The 21,685-nt window shown below is 63.0% G+C and carries 20 protein-coding genes; 12 read left to right on the top strand and 8 right to left on the bottom strand.

Features of this window, described 5'->3' with window-relative positions:
• Positions 1 to 76: 76 nt before the first annotated feature.
• The 3 genes from ACFDTG_RS05215 to ACFDTG_RS05205 form a co-directional block, all read right to left on the bottom strand.
• Positions 77 to 895, bottom strand: coding sequence for a helix-turn-helix domain-containing protein (locus ACFDTG_RS05215; protein ID WP_375289959.1), 819 nt, complete (start codon positions 893 to 895; stop codon positions 77 to 79).
• Between the two features lie 121 nt (positions 896 to 1,016).
• The gene (gene ptsP, locus ACFDTG_RS05210; protein ID WP_375289958.1) at positions 1,017 to 3,278 is read right to left on the bottom strand and encodes a phosphoenolpyruvate--protein phosphotransferase; all 2,262 of its coding nucleotides are present in this window, start codon (positions 3,276 to 3,278) and stop codon (positions 1,017 to 1,019) included.
• 55 nt (positions 3,279 to 3,333) lie between these two features.
• Positions 3,334 to 3,489, bottom strand: coding sequence for a YdcH family protein (locus ACFDTG_RS05205; protein WP_375289957.1), 156 nt, complete (start codon positions 3,487 to 3,489; stop codon positions 3,334 to 3,336).
• A 190-nt stretch (positions 3,490 to 3,679) separates the two neighbouring features.
• On the opposite strand from ACFDTG_RS05205, the gene ACFDTG_RS05200 reads away from it, so the two are divergent.
• Both ACFDTG_RS05200 and ACFDTG_RS05195 read left to right on the top strand, forming a co-directional pair.
• The gene (locus ACFDTG_RS05200) at positions 3,680 to 3,877 is read left to right on the top strand and encodes a YdcH family protein (protein ID WP_375289992.1); all 198 of its coding nucleotides are present in this window, start codon (positions 3,680 to 3,682) and stop codon (positions 3,875 to 3,877) included.
• Between the two features lie 99 nt (positions 3,878 to 3,976).
• Positions 3,977 to 4,429: a DUF1465 family protein gene (locus ACFDTG_RS05195; RefSeq protein ID WP_375289956.1), complete on the top strand. Its 453-nt coding sequence runs from the start codon at positions 3,977 to 3,979 to the stop codon at positions 4,427 to 4,429.
• 27 nt (positions 4,430 to 4,456) lie between these two features.
• Here ACFDTG_RS05195 and glpK read toward each other — a convergent pair whose 3' ends face one another.
• Positions 4,457 to 5,920, bottom strand: coding sequence for a glycerol kinase GlpK (gene glpK, locus ACFDTG_RS05190; RefSeq protein ID WP_375289955.1), 1,464 nt, complete (start codon positions 5,918 to 5,920; stop codon positions 4,457 to 4,459).
• 73 nt (positions 5,921 to 5,993) lie between these two features.
• On the opposite strand from glpK, the gene ACFDTG_RS05185 reads away from it, so the two are divergent.
• The 3 genes from ACFDTG_RS05185 (at position 5,994) to ACFDTG_RS05175 (ending at position 8,423) form a co-directional block, all read left to right on the top strand.
• A complete protein-coding gene (locus tag ACFDTG_RS05185; RefSeq protein ID WP_375289991.1) occupies positions 5,994 to 6,869 on the top strand; it encodes an MBL fold metallo-hydrolase in 876 nt (291 codons plus the stop codon).
• On the top strand, positions 6,854 to 7,546 hold the full coding sequence (locus ACFDTG_RS05180) for a DUF4230 domain-containing protein (protein WP_375289954.1): 693 nt from the start codon (positions 6,854 to 6,856) through the stop codon (positions 7,544 to 7,546). Before ACFDTG_RS05185 ends, ACFDTG_RS05180 begins: the two co-directional genes overlap by 16 nt.
• A gap of 94 nt (positions 7,547 to 7,640) precedes the next feature.
• Complete coding sequence (locus tag ACFDTG_RS05175; RefSeq protein WP_375289953.1) at positions 7,641 to 8,423, top strand: hypothetical protein; 783 nt, start codon at positions 7,641 to 7,643, stop codon at positions 8,421 to 8,423.
• A 34-nt stretch (positions 8,424 to 8,457) separates the two neighbouring features.
• On the opposite strand, the gene ACFDTG_RS05170 is transcribed toward ACFDTG_RS05175, so the two are convergent.
• Positions 8,458 to 10,446 carry a BCCT family transporter gene (locus ACFDTG_RS05170; protein ID WP_375289952.1) on the bottom strand — a complete coding sequence of 663 codons (1,989 nt, stop codon included), beginning with the start codon at positions 10,444 to 10,446 and terminating at the stop codon, positions 8,458 to 8,460.
• A 95-nt stretch (positions 10,447 to 10,541) separates the two neighbouring features.
• Between ACFDTG_RS05170 and nadA the strand changes: the two genes are divergently transcribed.
• The 3 genes from nadA to ACFDTG_RS05155 are packed head-to-tail and all read left to right on the top strand — an operon-like array spanning position 10,542 to position 15,017.
• Positions 10,542 to 11,528, top strand: a complete 987-nt coding sequence (gene nadA, locus ACFDTG_RS05165; RefSeq protein ID WP_375289951.1) for a quinolinate synthase NadA — start codon at positions 10,542 to 10,544, stop codon at positions 11,526 to 11,528.
• 22 nt (positions 11,529 to 11,550) lie between these two features.
• Positions 11,551 to 13,674 (top strand): prolyl oligopeptidase family protein, encoded by a 2,124-nt coding sequence (locus ACFDTG_RS05160; RefSeq protein WP_375289950.1) that lies wholly within the window; start codon positions 11,551 to 11,553, stop codon positions 13,672 to 13,674.
• A gap of 23 nt (positions 13,675 to 13,697) precedes the next feature.
• Positions 13,698 to 15,017 carry a DUF2254 domain-containing protein gene (locus tag ACFDTG_RS05155; RefSeq protein WP_375289949.1) on the top strand — a complete coding sequence of 440 codons (1,320 nt, stop codon included), beginning with the start codon at positions 13,698 to 13,700 and terminating at the stop codon, positions 15,015 to 15,017.
• Here the strand turns inward: ACFDTG_RS05155 and ACFDTG_RS05150 are convergent.
• A complete protein-coding gene (locus tag ACFDTG_RS05150; protein ID WP_375289948.1) occupies positions 14,998 to 15,894 on the bottom strand; it encodes a DMT family transporter in 897 nt (298 codons plus the stop codon). The two genes, ACFDTG_RS05155 and ACFDTG_RS05150, sit on opposite strands and share 20 nt — an antisense overlap.
• Before the next feature lie 54 nt (positions 15,895 to 15,948).
• Between ACFDTG_RS05150 and ACFDTG_RS05145 the strand changes: the two genes are divergently transcribed.
• Complete coding sequence (locus ACFDTG_RS05145) at positions 15,949 to 17,061, top strand: alkene reductase (protein ID WP_375289947.1); 1,113 nt, start codon at positions 15,949 to 15,951, stop codon at positions 17,059 to 17,061.
• 71 nt (positions 17,062 to 17,132) lie between these two features.
• Here ACFDTG_RS05145 and ACFDTG_RS05140 read toward each other — a convergent pair whose 3' ends face one another.
• Positions 17,133 to 17,783 carry a PEPxxWA-CTERM sorting domain-containing protein gene (locus ACFDTG_RS05140; RefSeq protein WP_375289946.1) on the bottom strand — a complete coding sequence of 217 codons (651 nt, stop codon included), beginning with the start codon at positions 17,781 to 17,783 and terminating at the stop codon, positions 17,133 to 17,135.
• A 325-nt stretch (positions 17,784 to 18,108) separates the two neighbouring features.
• Here ACFDTG_RS05140 and ACFDTG_RS05135 point away from each other — a divergent pair, with 325 nt between their 5' ends.
• Positions 18,109 to 19,278: an isovaleryl-CoA dehydrogenase gene (locus ACFDTG_RS05135; protein ID WP_375289945.1), complete on the top strand. Its 1,170-nt coding sequence runs from the start codon at positions 18,109 to 18,111 to the stop codon at positions 19,276 to 19,278.
• On the top strand, positions 19,275 to 19,580 hold the full coding sequence (locus tag ACFDTG_RS05130) for an alkylphosphonate utilization protein (protein WP_375289944.1): 306 nt from the start codon (positions 19,275 to 19,277) through the stop codon (positions 19,578 to 19,580). The genes ACFDTG_RS05135 and ACFDTG_RS05130 overlap by 4 nt, the downstream gene beginning before the upstream one ends.
• Positions 19,581 to 19,584: 4 nt before the next feature.
• On the opposite strand, the gene ACFDTG_RS05125 is transcribed toward ACFDTG_RS05130, so the two are convergent.
• A complete protein-coding gene (locus ACFDTG_RS05125) occupies positions 19,585 to 20,625 on the bottom strand; it encodes a hypothetical protein (protein ID WP_375289943.1) in 1,041 nt (346 codons plus the stop codon).
• A 65-nt stretch (positions 20,626 to 20,690) separates the two neighbouring features.
• Between ACFDTG_RS05125 and ACFDTG_RS05120 the strand changes: the two genes are divergently transcribed.
• Positions 20,691 to 21,685, top strand: a 995-nt coding sequence (locus ACFDTG_RS05120) for an acyl-CoA carboxylase subunit beta (protein ID WP_375289942.1), incomplete at its 3' end; no start/stop codon positions are given.

Below are 21,685 nucleotides of genomic sequence, written 5' to 3'. Positions count from 1 at the left end.
GATTACTCCTCAGCGAATTCATTGCCGGCGAGTGACCTAGCCACGCCAAGCTGTCGAGAGCGTGAAGGCGGTTTTCCTACGCGGCGGGTGTGGCGGACGTGATTGGTGCCGTGCCCCGCGACAGCAGAGCCTCGGGCGTAATCGACACGTCCTTGATGATCGTGTCTTCTTCAGAAAGCTTGGGAACTTGCCGTCCGCCCACCGTGATCGCCAATGCATAGGGGCGCCCGGTCCAGACCTGCGGGTTTTGGGCGTCGGATGGCACAGTGTAGCTTTCCCCCTTCGCCATCTGCGCTTCGTAAAGCCGTTCGCCCGCGCCGTCGTAGAACTTGACCCAGGTGCCATCCATCAGGCTGGTGAAGACGACCGGCCCGCTGGGAGCGTCGGTGGCGGCGTGCGCGGGGCCGCGCGGCTGAGTGTTCGCTGCCACGGCCTGCGGCGTCTCTTCGGTAAGTGGCGGCGGGCCCAGGCCGGGCGAGAAATAGGTGCGATAGAAGGTGAAAGCCCCTGCCACGAGCAGGATTACCGCTACCACCGAGAACCAGGCAAGCCCGCGCGAAGGCACGCGGGCGGGATCGCCGGGTTCGAAACGGTCGGGCCGGGCCGGTCGGCCCGGTTCTTCCTCGGCCAGATCGGCGCGTACCTGATCAAGCACCGCGCGTTCGTCCAGCCCGACCTCCCGGGCATAGGTTCGGCTGAATCCGATCGCATAGGTGCGGCTGGGCAATTCCCCGAATTGGCCCGCCTCGATCGCTTCCAGATGACGCAGCGGAATGCGCGTCTTGGCGGCGATCGCCTCCAGCTCCAGCCCCCTCTCTTCGCGCGCGCTACGCAGCATCGCCCCGGCGCGGCGCCCCGCGTCGGGATGCGTTTCGGTTTCCGAACCCTCGTTCATTGGACCCCTTGGTTATTCGTGTACTGCGCCAGTCAGTCGAAAGCCGACCGCCAAGTCAACATATCATATAGTAAAAATCGGGCATACGCGAGACCGGGCGCACCGGCCATGCGACGAGAGTTCACTCGATCTCGATGCCGCGCTCGTCCGCCCAGTCGCCAAGCGCCGTGCGGAAGTTAGGGGGCGGGTTCGCAAGCCAGCCCTGCATCGCGCCTGTGATCTCGGCCAGATCGACCTTGCGGATCAATTCCTTGATCGGCCCGACCGCGGCGGGCGTGATCGACAGACGGCGATAGCCGATGCCCAGCAGAGCCAGCGCCTCAAGCCGGCGACCGCCCATCTCCCCGCAGACGTTGAGATCGATCGACTGACCCACCAGCGCTTTCGCCACGCGGTCGAGGAAGCGGAGAACCGGCGTGCTCAACCAGTCGTAGCGCTCGGCCAGCTTGGGATTTGCCCTGTCGGCAGCGAACAGGAACTGGGTAAGATCATTGGTGCCGACCGAAAGGAAAGACACGCGCGGAACCATCTGTTCCAGCACCTCCGCCAGAGCGGGCACTTCCAGCATGGCGCCGTAACGGATCGCCTCGGGAAGCAGTTTCTTGCGCGATTTGAGGAAGGCGATCTGATCGTCGAACACCTGCCGTGCGGCATCGAATTCCCATGGCTCGCTGACCATCGGAAACATCACGTTGAGCGTGCGCCCGGCGCTCGCTTCCAGCAAGGCGCGCGCCTGAGCCTTGAGCAGCGCCTCACGCTCCAGCGCCAGCCGCAACGCGCGCCAGCCCATGGCGGGGTTCTCCTCGCGGTCCAGCGCATCACTCTGGAGATAAGGCACTGCCTTGTCGCCGCCGATGTCCACCGTGCGGAAGATCACCGGCTTGCCCTCGGCCGCGTCCAGCACATCGCGATAGAGACGCATCTGGCGCTCGCGCTGGGGCAGCGTGGCCGAAACCAGAAACTGGAACTCGGTCCGGAACAGGCCGACACCGTCCGCGCCAGTCATGGCCAGCATGCTCATGTCGTCGCGCAGTCCGGCGTTGATGTTGACCGTGATGCGCGTACCGCAACGCGTGAAAGGTTCGACCTCGCGCATCTGCGCATAGGCTTGCTGGCGCTCGCGGCTCTTGGCGAAGCGCGCGTCGAACACCTCGCCCATCGACTGGCTCGGCCGCAGCGTGACCGAACCCTTGTCCCCATCGAGCAGGATTTCGTCACCCTCCGAGACTTGCGCCATCACATTGGGCACCCGGCCCACCACCGGAATGCCCATCGCGCGCGCGACGATCACGACATGGGCCGTCAGCGACCCTTCCTGCATGACGACGCCCTTCAGCCGACGGCGGTCGTATTCCAGCAGTTCCGCTGGGCCCAGATTGCGCGCGATCAGGATGCTATCGCCTCTCAGCCCCTGCGTGGCGGCAGTACCAAGCTGCCCGGATACGATCCGCAGCAATCTGTTCGACAAGTCTTCCAGATCGTGCATGCGATCGGCCAGAAGGGGATCGTCGATCTCCCGCATTCGCATGCGCGTGCGCTGCTGAACACGCTCGATCGCGGCCTCGGCGGTGAGGCCGCTGTCGATGGCCTCGTTGATACGGCGCCCCCAACCCTCGTCGTAAGCGAACATCTTGTAGGTTTCGAGAACCTCTGCATGTTCGCCGCCGTTGCGGAACTCGGGCTGGCTACCCAATGCGTCGATCTGGTCGCGCATCTTGTCGAAGGCGCGGTACACCCGCTGCCTCTCCGCCTCGATGTCGTCGGCGACGACGTGATCGATCGTGATCCGCGGCTGGTGGAATACGGCGGTCCCAGTGGCGAGGCCCTTCACCAGAGTGAGGCCCTCCAGCATGCGGGGGCCGGTCTCCGCCTCCCGCCCGTATTCCTCGTCCACGAGCCCGTTGTGGGCAATGAGTTCCGACAGCACCATTGCCGTGGTCTGCAGCGCCTCTATCTCCACGTCCTCGTAACGGCGCGGGTCGGCATGCTGTACGGCCAACGCACCGATCGCGCGTTCGCGATAGATGATCGGAACGCCCGCAAAGGAGTGGAACTTGTCTTCGCCGGTTTCCGGGCGATAGGCGAAATCGGGATGCGCCGCGGCTTCCGCCAGATTGAGGGTTTCGATATGTGCGGCGATAGTGCCCACAAGCCCTTCGCCCACGGCCAGGCGAGTGACGTGAACGGCATCTGGGTTCAGGCCGCGCGTGGCGAACAGTTCCAGCGCGCCCTCACGCAGGAGATAGATCGAGCACACCTCGCTATCGAGCGTCTCGCCAATGATCTCCACCACCTGGTCGAGCTTGCGTTGCGCATTCGCCCGCGAAGCCATGGCCTCGTGAAGACGATTCAGGATCATTCGGGCGCTGGAGGCGGCAGTCATGCTCCGTGCGCTAGAACAACCGGCCCCCTCGCGAAAGGGGGCCAGTATCGGCCCGTCACAGGCGGGCTATTTCTTCCTTGAGACGAAGCTTCTGTTTCTTGATGTCGCGAATCATCGCAGCGTCGGGCGCGGGGCGGGCCATTTCCCGCTGAAGGCGGTGGTCCAATCCGGCGTGTTTGGACTGCAGCGCGTCGACATGGGATGAAAGCATAAGCGCATTCTCCTTTCCAACAAGGGGTGCGACCCTCGGGATGGGCGACTCGCCGGGGCGGTCGAGCCGCTTGGGGCAACATACAACCATACCCTAAACGCTTTGCGAACCCCGGATGGACCACTATGGCGCGGCGCGCGGCGAAAACGCGACGAACGGATTCGGGACAACAAGGATCGGGGCGAGGCCGGTGAACGAACAGGAACTGATCAGGCGCCTGGAAAACCTGCGTATCGAGCATCGCGACCTGGATGCCGCAATCGCCGCGCTGACGGCGTCCGGCACGGGCGACCAGTTGCAGCTCATGCGGCTGAAAAAACGCAAGCTCGCAATCCGCGACCAGATCTTCATGATCGAGGACAATCTGCTGCCCGATATCATCGCGTAAGGGGCCATGCCCCCGGAACCGTAAGAGGATGTCCACTGTTGGCACGCTAAGGAATGCGATCTGGCTAGATCGAGCCCGGCGGAATAGGCAAGCGGCGACATGAATACGCACAGAATTCGGCGCCAGGTCGTCGAAGAACTCTACGAGGAAACCCTGCTGCTCGCCGACGAGGCGCGCGCGACATTCGACATGCGTAGCCGCGAAACCGTGGAGCCGGGAACGGAACCGGCGCGGATCGCCCTTTCGATCGAAGGGCTGCGCACGACCACGCGGCTGATGAACCTGCTGGCATGGCTGCTCAACCAGCGCGCTTTTTTCGCTGGGGAGCTAACCCCCGCACAAGTCCGCATGAGCGGCAAGCTATCGCAGGACCGCCCCAGCGACCCGGTGCAAATGGATCGGCTGCAACCCGTGGTCCGCGCGCTCGTGCGCGAAAGCGAGCGGCTGTACGCGCGGGCCGAACGCCTCGATACGCAATTGCAGCGCGAGGGTGACGAAGGGCCGGCCAAGACGCTGCAAAGCCGCCTCGCCAGCACTTTCGAACAGCAATAGCTCGCGAGCGGCACACCGCCCCCACGATCAGGCGGCGGCCAGCGCCTTGCGCCAGCGGGCCAGGCGTTCGTCCCGGTCGCTGCGGTCCACACGTGGTTCGAACTGGCGGGTTTCGCCGCGCATGGACTGCGCCGCATCCTCCAGCGTCGAATGAATTCCGGCACCCACCGCAGCGCAAAGTGCAGCGCCCAAAGCCGTGGTCTCCACGAAGGCCGGTCGTTCCACCGTCACCCCGAGACAATCGGCGAGATCCTGTGCCATCCAGTCGTTGGCGCTCATGCCGCCGTCGATCCGAAGCGTCTGCCAGGGGGTGCCATCGGCTGAGAACGCCTCGGCGAGATCGTGTGTCTGATGCGCCATCGCCTCGAGCGCGGCGCGCGCGATCTGCGCGCGACCGGTGGAAAAGCTCAGTCCACTGATTACGCCGCGCGCGTCCGGCCGCCAGTGCGGGGCACCCAGCCCCGCCAGCGCGGGTACGATGATGACCCCGCCGCTGTTGGGAATGGAGCGGGCCAGCGCCTCGGTTTCGGATGCGCTGGAAATGATGCCCAGGCTGTCACGCAGCCATTGCACCAGGCTTCCGGCCACAAAGACGGATCCTTCGAGCGCATAGCGGCGCTCCCCGTCGCGCTGCGTCAACACCGTGCCGAGCAGACGGTGGTCCGACGTGGGCACCGCCCCGCCCTGATTGGTCAGTACGAAGGCGCCGGTTCCGTAGGTGGCCTTGGTTTCCCCCGGGGAGAGGCACGCCTGCCCCACCGTCGCCGACTGCTGATCGCCGATCATGCCGCAGATCGGAATTGCGCGACCCAGCCAGTCCGGATCGCTCTGGGACAGCGGCCCGTGGGTATCGACGACCTGCGGCAGCGCGGCGCGCGGAATCCCGAACAGATCGCACAGTCCTTCGTCGAACTGCGCCCCTTTTAATGGCAGCAGGAGCGTGCGGCTGGCGTTGCTGGCATCGCTGACATGCACGCCGCCCGAAAGCTTGAAGGTCAGCCAGCTTTCGACCGTACCCAGAGCCAGCCGACCGCCCTGTGCGGCCGCGCGAACCTGCCCGTCATTGTCCAGCAGCCAGCGCATCTTGGTAGCGGAGAAATAGGGATCAAGCAGAAGTCCGGTCGCGGAGCGCACCGCGTCTTCGTGCCCCGCATCCTTCAGCGCGGCGCACATGGCGGCCGTCCGGCGATCCTGCCACACTATGGCGCGGGCGAGAGGCTGCCCGTTGGCGCGGTCCCATGCGACCACCGTCTCTCGCTGGTTGGTGATGCCTATGGCGGCGATGCCGGGCGCGGCGTGGCCTGCGACCTCGCGCGCGCAGGCCAGCGTGCGCTCCCAGATCTCGGCCACGTCGTGCTCCACCCAACCGGGGCGCGGATAATGCTGCGTCAGTTCGCGCTGCGCCACCTTGTGAAGCTTGCCGTCCGCACCGAACAGCATGGCGCGGGTGGAGGTGGTTCCCGCATCGATGACAAGGATGGTGTCGGCCAAGTGCTCTCCCCTTTCGTTGGCCCTTCGCGGGCGGCGGGGTGACATGGCGCAGCGGCGTGGCCATATGCAAGCCATGGTAGCCGCCCCCCCCAAGCCCTGGCCGACCGGAACGGCCGAGCAGATCGAGCCGCTGGTCCGCCGGGTGCTGGCGCCCAATCCGTCGCCTTTCACCTATACGGGCACGCAAACCTATATCGTTAGCGCGGGCGAAGGCTGCGCCGTAATCGATCCGGGCCCGGCAGAGCCCGAACATCTGGAAGCGCTGAAGGCCGCGATCGGCGACGAAGACGTCGTCGCCATCATGTGCACGCATACCCACCGCGACCATTCGCCCGCATCCCGCCCACTCGCCGAAAGCACGGGTGCGCCAATCGTGGGCTGCGCGCCGCTCGCTTTCGACACGGCCGGACCGCGCGCGGACGAGGGGTTCGATCCCGACTATGCTCCGGACCGCGTCCTTGCCGATGGGGAGGCGATGACGGGGCCGGGATGGACCCTCACCGCGGTCGCAACGCCGGGTCACGTATCCAATCATCTCTGCTTCGCGCTGGAGGAAAGCGGCGCGCTGTTCACCGGCGATCACGTGATGGGCTGGTCCACCAGCGTGGTCGTTCCACCCGATGGCAGCATGAGCGATTACTTGCGCAGCCTGGAGCGGCTCCACACGCGCGAAGACGACCGCATATATTATCCGGCACATGGGCCAGCGGTCGAAAAGCCGCGCCAGCTGGTGCGCGGCATGATCGGGCACCGCAAGCAGCGCGAGAACCAGATCCGCCGCCTGCTGGCAGAATCACCGGCCTCTGTCGAAGAACTGGTGGCGAAGATGTACGTGAAGCTGGACCCAAGGCTGATCAAGGCAGCGGGGCTTTCCGTCCTTGCGCATCTGATCGATCTGGAGGACCGCGGGGAGGTAACTCAGGAGAATAACCGATGGCGGACAAGCTGACCCGCACCGAGGAAGCCGAACTGCAGGAACGCCCGAAGCGTGACACGCCGCTGGCACGCATCCAGGCGGTTCCGTGGCTGATCGTCATCGTCCTGCTCGCCGCCACGGCCTGGCTGGCTTGGCGCGCGTTCATTTACAAGGAAGAAGGCGATCCGGTGGGCAGCGCCATGCTGGCCTTCGAGAAGCAGAATTCCCTCACGGTGTTTTCCAGCAGGTTCGAGGTGGTTGCTGAAAGCACCAACACCCAAGGCGTACTGGGAATCGATATCCTCAAGAGCAGGCAGGCCGCGATCATCCCGGCCACTGTCGAATACCGGCTCGACCTTTCTACCATGGACCGCGACCGCTTCGCCTGGGATGCGGGTACCGAGACACTCTCGGTAACGCTGCCCAGCCTGCGCATCTCACGTCCCAATCTTGATGAGGCAGATGCTCGCACCTTCACCGAAGGCAATTTCGTGACCGGGAACGCGGCTGAAGCGCTCGCGCGCAACAATTCCCGCCAGGCGGAGCAGAAGGCCAACGCCTTCGCCAAGAACCCCGAAGTGCTGGCGCTGGCGCGGCAGGCAGCCAAGGAAGCCGTACGACAGAACCTCGCCATCCCGATGCAGGTCGCAGGCTATGGCGATGTCACCGTGAACGTCGCATTCGACGGAGAGACGACAGGGCCCGCCTAATCGCACTCCCAGCCGATTTGGCGCGATGATACAAGACCGCGTGTCGACACTCGAGTAACACTCGACCCGTCGATGGAGTTGGGGAGTAAAATCGATGGCTACTTTGCCGGCGGGGGCACCTCCGCGCAGCGCGGAACAATCGGAACGGCGCTTCTATTTCGTCATGACGCTGGCGATGTCGCTTATCATCGTTGCGGGCTTCACGCTGAACCTGGCCATGGGGCGGTCCACCTTCGCGGCGCCCGCAGCCTATCACGCGCACGCCCTCGTCTTCATGGGCTGGCTCGCCCTGTCCCTCGTACAGGGTTGGACCATCGTAACAGGACGCCGGGAGCTGCACATTCGGCTTGGCAAGCTGGGCTATCTGTGGGTTCCCGCCATGGTGGCGATGGGGATCACGATCATGATCCTGGTCGCCCGCAGAACGGGTGGGCCGTTCTTCTTCGCTCAAAACGAATTCCTGGTCAGCAACATCGCATTGCTGCTGTGTTTCGGCGCGCTGGCGATGTGGAGCCTTGCGACGCGCCGCCACATGGGCTGGCACCGCCGCCTGATGCTCGTGGGTTTCAGCATCCTGACCGGCCCCGGCGTCGGGCGGCTTCTGCCGATGCCTTTGCTGATCCCGAACGCCTGGACAATCTCGTTCCTGACGACGCTGATTTTTCCCGCCATCCTGATGGCGGCGGATATGAAGCGTCTCGGCCGCGTGCACCCTGCCCTGCTGTGGGGGACGGGCGCCTATATCGCCACCTTCGTCATCTCGATGATGCTGGCCTACACCCCCGTGGGCTATACGTTAACGGAGTGGGTCCTCGCCGGAACGCCCGGCGCGGAGCGGCCGATGACAGCGTTCATCCCGCCGGGCTTCACGATGTAGCTCGGCTCCGGATAGTGCGGCGAGCAGGAGACCATCAGCTGTCGAGCCGGCGCGAATTGCGGAAATGGGTGTAGCGATCGACGATATCGTGGATGATCTGTTCTTTTGAAAGGCCGGTAATGTCGATTGTGCGCCCTCCTTCCGAACTGCGCACCATGGCGCGGAAATGCTGCTGGTCTTTCTCGCTTGCACGCTTGGATTCGGCCCAGGCGAAGCTGGGATTGCGGAACCCGCGCGCTTCGATTTCATAGCTGAAGGTCCCGTATTCGCCGCGCGGCAGAATGAGGCGAAGGCAATCGTCGGTGCGTTCGATTTCCGGCGACAGGCTGTGCCGCCGCATTTCGCCCGCCGCCTCGTCAATGGCGGGCCACGCCCGCTCGTCCAAGAAGCGTGCGATTGCTTTGCGGTCGAAGGAGTTGGTCGCCAGCTTCAACCGCGTCTTCCAGCTCACATCGGGATCGGGATGCGCCGATGGCATCGTTCCGAAATCGGCGGGCGTCCCCAGCTTTTCCATCTGGAGGCCCCGCAGTAGCGCATAGCAGATGAAGATCATTACCACCGCGAAGGGTAGCGCGCTGGTGATTGCCGCGGTCTGAAGCGCCTGAAGCCCCCCCGCCAGCAGCAGTACGGAAGCGACCACGCCCGCGCAGATCGCCCAGAAAATCCGCTGGAAGACCGGCGGGTTTTCGGCCGCGCCGGACGTTATCATGTCTATGACCAGCGCCCCCGAATCGGCCGACGTGACGAAGAAAGTCACGATCAGCAGGGTGGCCAGCGCGGAGGTGATGGTGGACCACGGGAGCTGTGCCAGCATCGCGAACAGCGCCACCGGCATATCGTCGGCCACGATCTGCACGATGGGGGCAGTACCCGACTGATCGAGCGAAATGGCGGTATTGCCGAACACCGTCATCCAAAGGAAGGTGAAAAGGACGGGAACGGTCAGCACGCCGACCACGAACTGCCGGATCGTGCGCCCGCGCGAAATGCGCGCGATAAACATGCCTACGAAGGGGGACCAGGCGATCCACCAGCCCCAGTAGAACAGCGTCCAGTCCGCAATCCACGGATTGGGCTCATAAGCATAGAGCCGGAACGTTCGCGGCACGACCGCCCCCAGATACGCACCGACATTCTGCACGAAGGCCTGGAGCAGGAACAGCGTGGGCCCCGCGGCAAGCACGAAGCCGAGCAACAGCAGGGCGAAGATGATATTGAGTTCCGACAATCGCTTCACACCGCGATCGAGGCCCAGGAACACCGAGAGCGTCGCAAGCGCGGTGATCCCGGCGATCAGCATGACCTGGATGCCCGCACCCGTCGGCAGCCCGATCAGATAGGCCAGCCCCGCATTGACCTGGAGCACGCCGAGGCCGAGCGAGGTCGCGACGCCGAACATGGTCCCGAGCACCGCGAAGATGTCGATTGCGTTGCCGATCGGTCCATAGATCCGGCGCCCGAGCAATGGGAACAGCGCCGAACGGATGGTGAGCGGAAGACCCCGGCGAAACGAAAAATAGGCCAGCGCCAGTCCCAACACCGCGTAGATCGCCCAGGCATGCACGCCCCAGTGGAAGAAGGTGAGGACCATGGCCTGGCGGGCAGCCTCCACCGTGCCCCCTTCCCCCATGGGCGGATCGGCGAAATGCTGGATCGGTTCGGCCACTCCGAAGAAGACCAGGCCGATCCCCATCCCTGCGCTGAACAGCATCGCGAACCAAGATAGATGGCTATATTCGGGCTCGCTGGCATCGGGACCAAGCTTCACATCGCCATAGCGACTGAACATGAGAAACAGAACGAAACCCAGGAAAATGGCCACGGCGGCGATGTAGAACCAGCCGAAATCGGCCACGATCAGCGCTTGCACCTGCTGGAACAGGCGGTCCGCCGCCTTGGGAAACACGGCGCCCAGCAGGGAAAACAGGATGATCAGGCCAGCCGAACCGAAGAAGACGGGGCGATTGGCAACCAGTCCGCGCGCGCTTGCGTAATCGGCTTCCTTTAGTACGGGATCATCCATGGTCCGCGCCAGTCGCATGAACCGGCGCAGGGAACAACCGGCACTGTTCGTGGACCGCATTGGCGCTATAGGCGTTGACAGGCCGAGGAGCGACAATGACCGACCAGTTCACAATACCCGCCGGCGAAGACCTGCTCGCCGAGATCGACCGCCTTCGCAAGGAGCGCAACGCGGTGATCCTGGCGCATTATTACCAGAAGCCCCAAATTCAGGACCTGGCCGATTTCGTCGGCGACAGCCTCGAACTGAGCCGCAAGGCAGCGGAGACCGAAGCGGAAGTAATCGCATTCTGCGGGGTCAAGTTCATGGCCGATACCGCCAAGATCCTGAGCCCCGAAAAGATCGTGGTCCTGCCCGACATGGACGCGGGCTGCTCCCTCGAGGACAGCTGCCCGCCCGAGAAGTTCAAGGCATTTCGCGAAAAGCATCCCGATCACATCGCGCTGACCTACATCAACTGTTCGACCGAGGTGAAGGCGCTGTCCGATTTCATCGTCACCAGTTCGAGCGCCGAAACCATCATCAGCCAGATTCCGGAGGATCAGCCGATCATTTTCGGGCCGGATCGCCATCTGGGCGGTTATCTGTCGCGCAAGTTCAACCGCGACATGCTTTTGTGGCCGGGCGTGTGCATCGTGCATGAAGCCTTTAGCGAAACAGAGCTCTTGAAGCTGAAAGCGCAGCATCCGGGCGCCCCCGTCGTGGCGCATCCCGAATGCCCGCCGACGATTATCGACCATGCGGACTACGTCGGATCGACCAGCGGCATCCTGCAATATTCCAAGACCTTCGAAGGCGATACGCTGATCATCGCCACCGAACCGCATATCATTCACCAGATGGAGAAGGCGGTACCGGAGAAAAACTTCATCGGTGCGCCGGGCGCGGACGGGAACTGCGCCTGCAACATCTGCCCCTACATGGCGCTAAACACGCTACCCAAGCTCTACCTCGCCCTTCGCGATCTGGAACCACGGATCGAGATTGAGGAAGGCCTGCGCATCAAGGCCAAGCAAAGCCTCGACAGGATGCTGGAAATGGCCAGCGGAACGATCGGCAAGGGCGATCTGGGCAAAGTCTGAAATAAATATGGGAGGAAAACATATGGTCGCGCGTTTTGCGCTCGCCTTCGCAACGCTCAGCCTGGCCGCTCCGATCGCGGCACAGGATACCGATGCGGACGATCCGTACATCTGGCTGGAAGAGATCAAGGGCGAGAAGGCTCTCGCCAAGGTTGATGCCTGGAACGCCGAGACCGAGGCCGTGCTCACAAAGGCACCCGAATATCCGCTAGCCAAGGCGTGGGCCCGGCAAATTCTGGACGATGATCGGCAGATCGCGATGCCGACTGCCATCTACGGCGACCAGGTTACCAATCTCTGGCGCGATGCCAAGAACCCGCGCGGGATCTGGCGGATCGCCAGCCTCGACAGTTACATGAAGGGCGCGCCCGAATGGCGCACCCTGATCGACGTCGATGCGCTTGGCCGGAAGGAAAATCAGAGCTGGGTTTGGCACGGCGCGAACTGCCTCGCGCCTGAATACACGCGCTGCCTCGTATCGGTCAGCCCGGGCGGCACCGACGCGGACGTGGTTCGGGAATTCGATATCGGAACCGGGGCGTTCGTCGAGGGCGGCTTCACCCTGCCCGCGGCCAAGTCCAACGTCGCCTGGTACGACAAGGACACCCTGTTCGTCGGCACCGAGGAGGGCGAAGGATCGCTGACCGATTCGGGCTACCCAAGGCTGGTGAAGCTGTGGAAGCGCGGCACGCCCTTCAGCGCTGCCAGGCAGATCGCCGAGGGACAGAAGGCAGACGTCAGCATCAGCGGCTTCTCGACGCTGGACGGCGACACGCGCTGGCGCTTCGTCAACCGTAGCCCCAGTTTCTGGACCAACAACCTGTCCTTGGTCCGAAGCGACGGCTCCACCGTTGCCCTGCCCATGCCTGAAGATGCCGAGTTTCAAGGCGTTCTGGACGGCTTCGCCATCGCCAAGCTGAACTCCCCGCTCAAGGTTCGATCGGGCACCGCTCAGCCCGGAACGCTCGTCGCCTTCGCATTGCAGGATGTGATGGACGGCAAGGCCGTGACGTCTTTCACGCTGTTCGTGCCCAGCGCCTCGCAGGCGGTGGAAGAGGTCGCGAGTTCGGAAAGCAAGCTGTGGGTAAAGGTGCTCGACGATGTTTCGGGCAAGCTGATCGAACTCACCCCGGGCCCATCTGGATGGTCGAAGAGGGAGATGGCCCTTCCCCCCAACAGCACGATCCAGATTGCGCAAACCAGCACCAAGGGTGACACCGCCTTCGTGACGGTGGAAAGCATGCTTACCCCGCCCACGCTCTACGCTGTCCCCAGCATGGGAGAGCCCGTGGCGATCGCCAGCGAGCCGGCTCAGTTCGATGCATCGAAGTTCACGGTCGAACAGAAATTCGCCACGTCCAGGGACGGCACAAAGGTCCCATATTACCTCGCCCGCCCCAAGGGTGCGGAAGGACCGCTGCCCACACTCATCCATGCCTATGGCGGGTTCCGCAACGCGCAGACGCCCAAGTATCTGACGGCCGAACCCTATCGCAGCGGGCCGCTGGGCCTGTTCTGGCTGGAAGAAGGAAACGCCTATGTCCTTGCCAACATTCGTGGCGGCGGGGAATACGGTCCACGCTGGCACGAGGATGCGCTGAGGGAAAAGCGCCAGAAAAGCTTTGACGATTTTCACGCCGTGGCCGATGATCTGGTCGCAGCCAACATGGCCCAGCCCGGCCGCATAGCTGCCTCCGGCCGCTCCAATGGCGGCGTGCTCGTCGGCGCGGTGGCGAACCAGCGGCCCGACCTTTATGGCGCGATCATTTCGGGCAGCCCGCTAATCGACATGCGCCGCTATAACAAGCTGCTGGCAGGCGCGTCCTGGATGGCCGAATACGGCAATCCCGATATGCCGGCCGACTGGGCGTTCATGAAGGCATGGTCGCCCTATCAGAACATGCGCAACGTCCCGAACTATCCAGCGACCTTCTATTATCTATCGACGCTGGATGATCGGGTTCATCCGGGCCACGCGCGCAAGGCGGCGGCCAAATTGGAAGACTTCGGACAAACCTTCTACTATCACGAATATCGCGAGGGCGGACATTCGGTGGGTTCCGATCATGCGGAAGATGCCAAGCGGGCGGCCTTGCTGCTGGCTTTCCTCAACCGCGAGATTGGCCAAGGCGCCGACGAACAGTGACAACGCGCTGACGGAGGGCGACCATGAATGCCGATATCCGCTGGCTATGGTCGCGGCTGAATTCCAATTACTGGTTCTATCCCGCGCTGTTTGCTCTGATTGGCGTGTCGTTGGCGGTCACGCTGGTCTGGCTAGACCGTAACGGATTCGCAGAATCCTTGAATAGCATCGGGTGGCTGCAGCCTGCCCGTCCACAGTCGGCATCGAACATGCTGCAGGTGATCGCGGGTTCCACCATCGGCGTCGCTTCAACCGTTTTCTCGATCACTATTGCAGCAGTTGCCTATGCCAGCGGCAATTACGGCCCCCGTCTCCTGACCAACTTCATGGAAGACAAGGGCAATCAGCTGAGCCTTGCGACTTTCATCGGTACCTTCGTCTACGCCATAACGGTCTTGCGCACCGTCCGCGCAGAGGACGAGGTTGCATTCGCCGCATTCAACGCCGGATCGACAAGTCAGCCTGGCTTCGTGCCACAGCTGTCGCTTCTCGTCGCCTATCTGCTGATGGCCCTTTCGGTGGCAGTGCTGGTGTATTTCCTCAACCATGTCCCTTCCTCGATCCGCATCAATTCGGTGCTGCAGGGCATCGGAGGGCGCCTGTTGCGTGATATTCGCGACAACTATCCGGAAGACGGATCGGGTCGCGAACTGGAACCTGGTCCGGATGGCGAGGCCATCACCATAGACCGAACCGGCTATGTCCAGATCATCGATTTCGAAGAACTGGCGCAGCTGTCCGAGAAGAATGATTGCAACATAGCACTCGAGGTGCGGACCGGCGATTTCGTGCATCCGGGCATGCCGGTGGCGCGTGTGTGCGGTGGTGACGCGGACGAGCACGTCAGGCAGGCGGCTGCGGAAGCCTTCGCCATCGGCGCCACCCGCACGCCCACGCAGGATCCCCAGTTCCTGATCGACGAACTGGTGGAGATCGGCCTGCGGGCGCTCAGCCCCGGCATCAACGACCCCTTCACTGCGATTACCACGTTACATTGGCTAGGGGCCGCAACTTCGGAACTGGGTCGCCGGGACTTGCGCCGGCGGATCGAGGATCATCCGGAAAATTCGCAGGTCTATCCCCTGCCGGATACGTTTCAGCATTTTCTGGAACGCGGCTTCGGCGCTATGCGCAGTGCCGCCGCCACCAATCCGCAGGCCGCGCTGGTGATGTTCGACACCTTGCGCGCCGCCGCCACGCTGATCCAGGCGAAACAGCGGATCGCCCTTTTGCGCGATCAAGGCCAGAAACTTCGGGAACAGGCCCGACTGGCGCTGTCCGGCCCGGATCTTGCCGCCGTGGAAGAGCGCTACCTCACGTTCCTCAAGGCTTTTCGCGCCTGACCCGTGCAATCACCAATGCCATGCCGATCAGAGCCATGCCGAGGATGTCGAGCGGGGACAGCAATTCACCAAAGGCCAGCCATCCGGTAAAAGCGGCCAGCGCCGGCTGAGTGAGCAGGGCCATCCCGATAACGAGCGGCGGAAAGTGCTTCAAAGCGAAAACCAGCAGGCCCTGCCCCACCACCTGGCTGCTGATGGCCAGCGCCACCACCGGGGCAAACCCGGCAGCACTTGGCCATACCGGCTCCCCGGCCCCAAGCGCGATTGCGAGGAGGACAGGTGCGCCCGCGCAACACACCAGCAACAGGACACTCCATTGCCCTACGCTTGCCCGCGCCCTTTGCGCCGGCAGCAAATACCCAACGTAGAATACCCCCGCGAGCAGGCAGAACAGATCGCCCCTTAGCGTCCTGACCGAGATATCCAGGCTCTGGCCGAACAGGATCGCCGCGCCTGCCAGTGCCGCCAATATCGCCGATGCCTCCGCCACAGTGGGTCGGCGGCGCAGGGCAACGATTCCCACCACCATAAGGATCAGGCTGCCCGAATTCCCGAACAGCGTGGCGTTGCCGAGCCGGGTCCGCTCTATACCGATGTGCCAGCTCGCCAGATCCAGTGCGAACGCGATCCCGGCTGCAAGTACCAGCAAAACGATGGGTCGGCTCAGCCTTGCGCCCACCCGTTCGCGCCATGCCAGCACCGCGAAAAGCGGAAGCGGGAGAAGCAGGCGCCAGAATCCCGCCGCCACGGGCCCCGTGTCGGTAAGGCGCACCAGCCAGGGGCCCAATGCCAGCGCCGCATTCCCGCCGATCAATGCCAAGAGCGGCAGAAGCCCGCCATCGGCTTGTTCTTTGCTCTCACCGGTTGCGATTGCCATGCAGCGCACCTAGCTGGGTTTCGAAACGAAACCAGCCGAAAGGATGCGCCGATCATGCATGATTCCCTGTTTGAGCCGATCACCATGGGAGCGATCGAGGCAAGAAATCGCATCTTCATGGCGCCGCTCACCCGCGGTCGAGCAACCCAGCCGGGCGTCGTACCGAACGACATGATGACCACCTATTATCGTCAGCGCGCGAGCGCGGGGCTGATCATCAGCGAAGCGACCGGCATCAGTGTGGAAGGATCTGGCTGGCCATCCGCCCCAGGTATCTGGACCGAAGAGCAGGTCGCGGGCTGGCAGAAAGTCACCCAGGCGGTACACGAGGAAGGTGGACAGATCGTGCTTCAGCTATGGCACATGGGGCGCATCGTGCATCCGGTCTTCCTCGGTGGCGAAAAGCCCGTGTCGGCTAGCGCGACCAAGGCGCCGGGGCAGGCCCACACCCCCCAGGGCAAGCTGGATTATGTCGAGGCGCGCGCTCTCGAAACCGATGAGGTAGCCCGGGTCGTGGAGGATTACCGGCACGCCGCGGCCAATGCTCTGGCCGCCGGCTTCGACGGCGTGCAACTCCATGGTGCGAATGGCTACCTCATCGACCAGTTTTTGCGCGACAGCACCAATCTGCGCGAAGATCGTTACGGCGGCAGCGCGGAAAACCGCAGCCGCATCCTGCGCGAGGTCCTCGAAGCGTTGATCGATGTGTGGACCGCAGACCGGGTCGGCGTAAGGCTCAGCCCCAATGGCGAGACCCAGGGTGCCGATGATAGTGATCCGGCGACCACTTTCGGGGCAGCCGCTAAAGTGGTCGAGGATCTGGGCCTCGCCTTCCTCGAACTTCGCCAGCCCGGGCCCGAGGGAACTTTCGGCCGGACTGACGTACCCAAGCAGGACAAGCTTATTCGCTCGATCTACTCCGGATCGCTTATCCTCAATTCGGACTATTCCGCCGAGGAAGCCGCCGCCGATGTCGAGAGTGGACGATGCGATGCGGTCAGCTTCGGCAGACCGTTCATCTCCAATCCAGACCTCCCCGCCCGCATCGCCAAGGGCGCGGAGTTTGCTCCGAACGTGGACGTACCGGCCACCTGGTACTTCCCCGGCGAGCATGGCTATATCGATTATCCGACACTCGAAGAGGCGGAGGCCGAAGCGGCAGAATAAATCTGCTGGCTTATAAAAAGGGCCTCCGAACTGCTGATTCGGAGGCCCCTTTTGTCATTTTTCGTCGAGGCTTACGCAGCCATAGCTTTTCCTAGACGACGCTTTGCCGCGCCCTTGGCACGCAGACTGCCACCGATGGCGCCGAAGCCGACGATCAGCATGGCCCAGGTCCCGGGTTCAGGAACGGCACCCATTCCGGCGGCCATGATCTCGCCGGATGCGACCGGGAGCGTAGCCAGATAGCCGTTGGTGCCGTCTACCTCTCCATCCGTCCCCGCGCCCGGACCCTGCGGCACCGTCAGCCCATGGATGACGACTTCGCGAAGCTCGAACGGAGTGAGATCGTCTTCATCGTAATCGGCGTTAAAGATCGAGCTGTCCGAAAGATCGTAGGTCATGGAGTAAGTCGACACCCCGGCTGCGTTCGAACCGATGTCGCCAAGGGGCAGCAGGACATCGCCATAGATCTGCGCGCCCTCTCCCAACTCGATAAATCCATCGCCGTCGGTATCCTGAGCGGAAGTCGGCGTCGTCGAGTCCGCAGGCTGACCATTGGCAAACAACCCATGAATGTGAGCTACATGTCCGCCATTGGGATCGAGCCCGAATACATTGAAGGACACAGACAATGCGCGCGCATCGGGATCGTAATCCAGGTTAGCAGTGCCAGTAACTCCGCTTCCGTTCAGAGAAGTGAAGTCGACGATATATGTCGCTGCCATCGCAGGCGCGCCAGCTCCCGCTAAGAGCAGCGCCATGGCCGGGGCGCGTAGCCCCCGGATCATTGTTGATGAAGTCTGCATTCTTTAGTCCTTCCTCTTTTCCTCACTCCGAGACGACGGCGTGCGGCCCATTCCCAACCTGTTAACCAAGAGATAGAAATCATTGTTCTTCCGAGATTTTTCAGTTTCGCTCCGATCACTGTAGCTAATCAGGCAGGGCGTGGCTCAGCAGGGGCAGTACGCAAGGGGCCGGACTGGACGCGCGTCGATTGCGACTTTGTGGTCGCCCCGCTATCGGCAGATCAAATTTTTCCAGGAGAGTAAGATGCGGGCAACTCCCGACTTCGACTTCCAGCTTGGCGAGAGCGCCGAGATGATCCGAGACAGCGTCGCGCGTTTCGCCGACGAGCAGATTGCGCCGCTTGCCGAGAAGATCGACCGCGAAGACTGGTTTCCGAAGGCCGAGCTGTGGCCGGCAATGGGCGCGCTGGGCCTGCACGGCATTACCGTGCCCGAGGCTGACGGCGGCTTGGGCCTCGGCTATCTCGAGCATGTCGTGGCGGTCGAGGAAATCAGCCGCGCGAGTGCCAGCGTCGGCCTAAGCTACGGCGCGCATTCTAACCTCTGCGTCAACCAGATCGCGCGCTGGGGCAACGAGGCGCAGAAGGCGAAGTACCTGCCCAGGCTTATAAGCGGCGAGCATGTCGGCAGCCTGGCAATGAGCGAGGCGAGCGCGGGATCCGACGTCGTCTCGATGAAGGCCAAGGCCGAGAAGGTCGACGGGGGATACGTCCTCAACGGCACCAAGTTCTGGATTACCAACGCACCCTATGCGGACACGCTTGTGGTATATGCCAAGACCGATCCGCAGGCGGCGAGCCGCGGCATCACAACCTTCCTGATCGAGAAGGATTTCGAAGGTTTTTCGATCGGTCAGAAGATCGAGAAGGTCGGTATGCGCGGCTCGCCCACCGCGGAACTGGTTTTCGACGACTGCTTCGTGCCGGACGATAATGTTATGGGCCCTGAAAACGGCGGCGTAGGCGTGCTGATGAGCGGACTCGACTACGAGCGCGTGGTGCTGTCCGGATTGCAACTGGGCGTGATGCAGGCCTGCCTCGACACCGTGATCCCCTATCTCCGAGAACGAACCCAGTTCGGTAAGCCCATCGGCAGCTTCCAGTTGATGCAGGCAAAGGTCGCCGACATGTATGTCGCGCTGCAATCCGCACGTGCCTACACCTACGCAGTGGCCAAGAACTGCGACGCGGAAAATACCACCCGCTTCGATGCCGCCGGGGCCATCCTGCTGGCTTCCGAAAATGCGTTTCGCGTGGCTGCCGAGAGCGTCCAGGCCCTGGGCGGCGCAGGCTACACGCTGGATTGGCCCGTCGAACGCTACATGCGCGATGCCAAGCTGCTCGATATCGGCGCGGGCACCAACGAAATCCGCCGGATGCTTATCGGGCGTGAGCTGATCGGGGCGGCGGGATGAGCGCAGACGAAGACTACGTCTACGACGAGGACAGCGGCGAGTGGATAACTGCGCCCGAACTGGCCGCGAAGCAGGCTGCGGCCGACGCGGTCGAAGTTCGCGATGCGGTAGGAAACCTGTTGCAGGACGGCGATCAGGTAACGCTGATCAAGGACCTCGATGTGAAGGGCGCGGGCCAGACGCTAAAGCAGGGCACACTGATAAAGTCGATCCGCCTGACCGGCGACGCCCAGGAAATCGACTGCAAATATTCCGGCATCAAGGGGCTCGTCCTGCGCGCCGAGTTCGTGAAAAGACGCTAACGCGCTAGAACACCAAGCAGCCGCCGTCGCGCACTCCGCTCACGCTGCCCACGCCCAGAACTATCTTTGCCCGGCGAGAAAAGGTGAGCGCCTGCCATCGGCCCGCATTGCCGGTTGCGGTGCGGCTGCGCAGGAAGGTTATGTTCAGAAGTTCATACTGCTCCGGATCGATCTGGCCGGTGTACATAAGGCAACGCCATTGCGCGACGTTCCATGCATAGTCGCGGCCGATTCCATCCTGATCTATCGTTTGTGAAATGGCATCGTACCAGCTGAAGATCGCATCGAGGCGCTGCCAGTATTCCTCGCGCGGCATCGCTTCGAGCTTTCGGCGAAGGCGAGCGATATCTTCGCTCGACGGCAGGCCGCCCTGCTGAACGCGTGTGTCGATGGCCCAGCGAATCTTGCGCGTAGTGATCGGGCCTTGCGGAAAGACCCGGACAAGGTCGCCGCGCACATCTTCGAGCAAGGCAAGATAATGGTCGAGCTGCACCTGCAGCATCCGGTTGCTTTCGAACAGGGAGGTCAGCTCGCCCATGATGACAGGGTTGAGCTTTCCATCCTCTCCGTGCGCGACGAGAATGCCCGCGCGGCAGGACTGGCGGACCGGCACGGCCAGGCAGTCTTTCGAGAAGAGGAGCTTGCCATAGACCGGCGCCAGTTTCGCGATCTCCCGCTTCGCCTCGCGTTTCGATCCGAACGACCTGCGCCATTCTTCCAGCACCGGCTGCAGGCTCCCGGTTCCATAGTTCCACTGGGCCATTCCCACCGAGATCAGCTGGCTGTCGAAATTGCCCACCGGCATCGCCCAGCAGCCCATGGTTTCGGGGATCGATGTCTCCCGCATCCGCTCGAAGATCGCAGCCCGGTCGAGGCCAATCTCCGCAAGATCCGCGGCGATGGCCGGGTCGATCGTCAGTGATGGATCGTCACCGACCCGTCGGCACGGCGGCGGCACCGGCGGTGCGTAAGCCCCATCCTGGGCAAAAACCGGTTGCGAAACGGGGAGAAGCAGCAGGAGGGCTGCGATAAGGCGTAACAGCATCGTTTCCCTTGTGGCTGCTTGGCGTTGCGATGCAAGACCGTTAGGGCGGCCGCCAAGGAGAGACGATGACTGCACCTGTTCTCAAATCCCAGCTCGACCGGGACGCACCCGACGCCAAAGCGCGGTTCGAGCACAACAAGGCGCTCGCCACCGAGTTGCGCGAAAAAGTCGCCGAAGCGAGCCTGGGAGGATCGGAGCGCCACCGCGAGCGACACGTCTCTCGAGGCAAGCTGCTTCCCCGTGAGCGGGTCGAGCGGTTGCTCGATCCCGGCTCGCCTTTTCTCGAGATCGGGCAGCTCGCAGCGAACGGCATGTATGAAGGCGACGTCAACGGCGCCTCGATGATCTGCGGGATCGGGCGGGTCTCGGGAAGGCAGGTGATGATCGTATGCAACGATCCGACCGTGAAGGGTGGCTCCTACTACCCCATGACGGTGAAGAAGCATTTGCGCGCACAGGAGATAGCGCAGGACAACCGCCTGCCCTGCATCTACCTGGTCGATAGCGGCGGTGCCAACCTGCCCTACCAGGCAGAGGTTTTTCCGGACAAGGAGCACTTCGGACGCATCTTCTTCAACCAGGCCAATATGAGCGCACTGGGCATCCCGCAGATCGCCTGCGTCATGGGAAGCTGCACCGCCGGCGGCGCCTATGTGCCCGCCATGTCGGACGAAACCGTCATCGTGCGCAACCAGGGCACGATCTTCCTCGCCGGGCCGCCCCTGGTGAAGGCCGCTACGGGGGAGGAAATCAGTGCCGAGGACCTTGGCGGCGGCGACCTGCATGTGAAGAAATCCGGCGTCGTCGATCATCTCGCCGAAAATGACGAGCATGCGCTGACCATCGTTCGCGATATCGTGAGCCATTTGGGCGAAAATTATGCCGCCGCGAAGGATGTCGCGCTCAAGAGTCCGCGCGCGCCGAAGTTCGATGCCGAGGATCTTTATGCCCTGATCCCCGAAGATGACCGCGCACCCTACGACGTGCATGAGGTGAACGCTCGCATCGTGGACGGCAGCGAATTCCACGAGGTCAAGCAGCAGTATGGCAGATCGGAAGA

The organism is Qipengyuania sp. (genome assembly GCF_042095715.1).
Lineage (GTDB): Bacteria > Pseudomonadota > Alphaproteobacteria > Sphingomonadales > Sphingomonadaceae > Qipengyuania.
This window is presented reverse-complemented; position numbering and strand designations above follow the sequence as displayed.

Coding starts and splice junctions, on each gene's coding strand:
- ACFDTG_RS05215 (WP_375289959.1), bottom strand. CDS start 895: ATGAACGAGGGTTCGGAAACCGAAACGCATCCCGACGCGGGGCGCCGC.
- ptsP (WP_375289958.1), bottom strand. CDS start 3,278: ATGACTGCCGCCTCCAGCGCCCGAATGATCCTGAATCGTCTTCACGAG.
- ACFDTG_RS05205 (WP_375289957.1), bottom strand. CDS start 3,489: ATGCTTTCATCCCATGTCGACGCGCTGCAGTCCAAACACGCCGGATTG.
- ACFDTG_RS05195 (WP_375289956.1), top strand. CDS start 3,977: ATGAATACGCACAGAATTCGGCGCCAGGTCGTCGAAGAACTCTACGAG.
- ACFDTG_RS05185 (WP_375289991.1), top strand. CDS start 5,994: ATGGTAGCCGCCCCCCCCAAGCCCTGGCCGACCGGAACGGCCGAGCAG.
- ACFDTG_RS05180 (WP_375289954.1), top strand. CDS start 6,854: ATGGCGGACAAGCTGACCCGCACCGAGGAAGCCGAACTGCAGGAACGC.
- ACFDTG_RS05175 (WP_375289953.1), top strand. CDS start 7,641: ATGGCTACTTTGCCGGCGGGGGCACCTCCGCGCAGCGCGGAACAATCG.
- ACFDTG_RS05170 (WP_375289952.1), bottom strand. CDS start 10,446: ATGGATGATCCCGTACTAAAGGAAGCCGATTACGCAAGCGCGCGCGGA.
- nadA (WP_375289951.1), top strand. CDS start 10,542: ATGACCGACCAGTTCACAATACCCGCCGGCGAAGACCTGCTCGCCGAG.
- ACFDTG_RS05160 (WP_375289950.1), top strand. CDS start 11,551: ATGGTCGCGCGTTTTGCGCTCGCCTTCGCAACGCTCAGCCTGGCCGCT.
- ACFDTG_RS05155 (WP_375289949.1), top strand. CDS start 13,698: ATGAATGCCGATATCCGCTGGCTATGGTCGCGGCTGAATTCCAATTAC.
- ACFDTG_RS05150 (WP_375289948.1), bottom strand. CDS start 15,894: ATGGCAATCGCAACCGGTGAGAGCAAAGAACAAGCCGATGGCGGGCTT.
- ACFDTG_RS05145 (WP_375289947.1), top strand. CDS start 15,949: ATGCATGATTCCCTGTTTGAGCCGATCACCATGGGAGCGATCGAGGCA.
- ACFDTG_RS05140 (WP_375289946.1), bottom strand. CDS start 17,783: ATGGCAGCGACATATATCGTCGACTTCACTTCTCTGAACGGAAGCGGA.
- ACFDTG_RS05135 (WP_375289945.1), top strand. CDS start 18,109: ATGCGGGCAACTCCCGACTTCGACTTCCAGCTTGGCGAGAGCGCCGAG.
- ACFDTG_RS05130 (WP_375289944.1), top strand. CDS start 19,275: ATGAGCGCAGACGAAGACTACGTCTACGACGAGGACAGCGGCGAGTGG.
- ACFDTG_RS05125 (WP_375289943.1), bottom strand. CDS start 20,625: ATGCTGTTACGCCTTATCGCAGCCCTCCTGCTGCTTCTCCCCGTTTCG.